This is a genomic window from Nitrospirota bacterium (genome assembly GCA_040755395.1).
Classification (GTDB): Bacteria; Nitrospirota; Nitrospiria; order Nitrospirales; family Nitrospiraceae; genus DATLZU01.
Genome location: JBFMAX010000033.1, coordinates 1 through 1985 on the forward strand (window position 1 = coordinate 1; position 1985 = coordinate 1985).

At 69.6% G+C, this 1985-nt stretch carries 1 protein-coding gene; it reads left to right on the top strand.

Annotation, left to right across the window (positions count from 1 at the left end; genetic code table 11):
* Positions 1-30: 30 nt before the first annotated feature.
* A partial coding sequence (locus AB1555_19880) for an ATP-binding protein (protein MEW6248938.1) occupies positions 31-1985 on the top strand: 1955 nt, incomplete at its 3' end.

Sequence of the window (1985 nt, forward strand, 5' to 3'; positions counted from 1 at the left end):
GTCCAGCAGAAGCTCTGGCTCATCCTCATGGTGTGTTTTGTCCCCGTCCTCGTCGCGCTGGCCGTCCACCTCGCCTTCGTGAATCATCTGCTGGATCTGCAAGAGAAGCGGCATCGGGTCCAACTCGCGCGCGAGCAGACCGAAGTCCTCCGGCGCCTCGCGGTCGACGCCGAAGACGCCTTCCGCGGATACCTCATCACGCAGCAACCGACGTTTCTCACGCCCCTGGAGGAGGCCAGGACGAATCTCCAGCCGGTCCTGGATCGCACGATCACGCTGGCGGAGCACGTGGGCAGCCTTGAATCGGAAGACGTGCGCCGAGTCGGCCGGCAGCTCCGCGAGCTGATCGAGTCCAAACAAACGCTTATCGAGCGGATCCGCCAGGGGTACCTGGCCGAGGTGGCAGCCTACGTGCGGTCGGGGCAGGGGCTCACGTTGTCGGATCGCGTACGACAGGACCTGCGGAACATGGAGGATCATTTGGACCGCGAACTGGCACGCCTGGTGGCCGACCAAGAAAGGGTGACCCACGCGACCTTCTGGGGCTTGCTGGGGGCGTTGGGGGGCGGCCTGGCGCTCGGCTTTCTCGGCGTACGCCTGTTGGCGCAATCGCTGACGCATCCGCTGGGGGTGCTGCGATCGTCGGTCGAACAGTTCGGTCGCGCGGACGACACCGGGGCCCCGGTCCCCTCGATTTCCATCCAGTCGTTGGACGAGATCGGCCAGGTGGCCCGGGCCTATGAGGCGATGGCGCAGCGCATCCGCGCGCACATCCGCGAGCTCGAAGCGCTCATCGCCACCGGCCACGACCTCAACACCATCGGGCCCGACGGCCTCGACGGCTCCCTGCGGCGCATCGTCGATCGCGCCGCGGAGTTGACCCGGGCGGATGTCTGCCTGGTGCTGCTGCGCAATGAGCAGATGGGCTGTTGGGTCGTCGAGGCCGCCTCGGGCCCCTGGAGCGACACGCTGCGCAAGTCCGTCATGCTGTGGGAGGAGTTTCCCATCGCCGTGCGGGCCTTCGACACACACGAGCCGGCGGCCGGCCACGAGCTGCGCCGCGACCGCCGCCCCCAAGTGAGCCGGCGCAATCTCATCGGCGACAGCGTGCTGGCGATTCCGCTGCTCGCCCAGGGAGCCCCCTTCGGCGTGCTGCTGCTGCTCAAGGAGGCAGCCAGCGGCCCGGACGGCTGGAACGTGCGCCTGGCACGGGGGCTCGCCCAAGAAGCGGCCTTGGCCATCGCCAATGCCCGGCTCTACGAGCAGGCGCATCAGAAGCAGAAGGACCTGGCCGCCCGGCTGCGCCAGTTGGAGCATCTGGCCGAAGCCCTGGCCCACGACCTCAAAGGGCCCGGCAAGCGCATGGGGGGCCTCGCCGCCCTGTTGCGGCAGGAGTACGGCGCCGCGCTCGCCCCCCAAGCGGCGCGCTGGCTGGCCTTGATCGAACAGAACGCCCAGGAGTTGGAGGCGCGGGTGGAGAGCATTCTGATGGTGGCCCGGGTCGGCACGCGGGCGGAGGCCGTGGAGGCGGTGGACGCGGCGACGGTGGTCCACGCCGTGCTGAAAGCCCGCGCCGGCGAGCTGGAGGCGCGGCGCGCCCGCGTCGAGGTGAGCGTGCAGGCGCCGCTCGTCGCCTGCCACGGCGCCTACCTGCGCCAGGTCTTCGACAACCTCCTCGCCAACGCGCTGAACTTCGCCCGGCCGGAGGCGGCGCCGGCCATCGCGATCCAGGCGGGGTGCCGCGACAACCGGGTGTGGTTTACGGTCCGGGACAACGGCCTGGGGATTCCGGCCGAGCAGCGGGAGCGGGTCTTTCAGCCGTTCGTGCGGTTACGGCCGGACCAGGCGCCGGGGAGCGGAATCGGCCTGACCATCGTCAAACGCATCGTGGAACTCTACGGCGGGCAGGTGTGGGTGGACGCCAACCCGGACGGGCCGGGCTGCACGGTGACCTTCTCGCTGCCGGCCATCGGTGACATGACCTT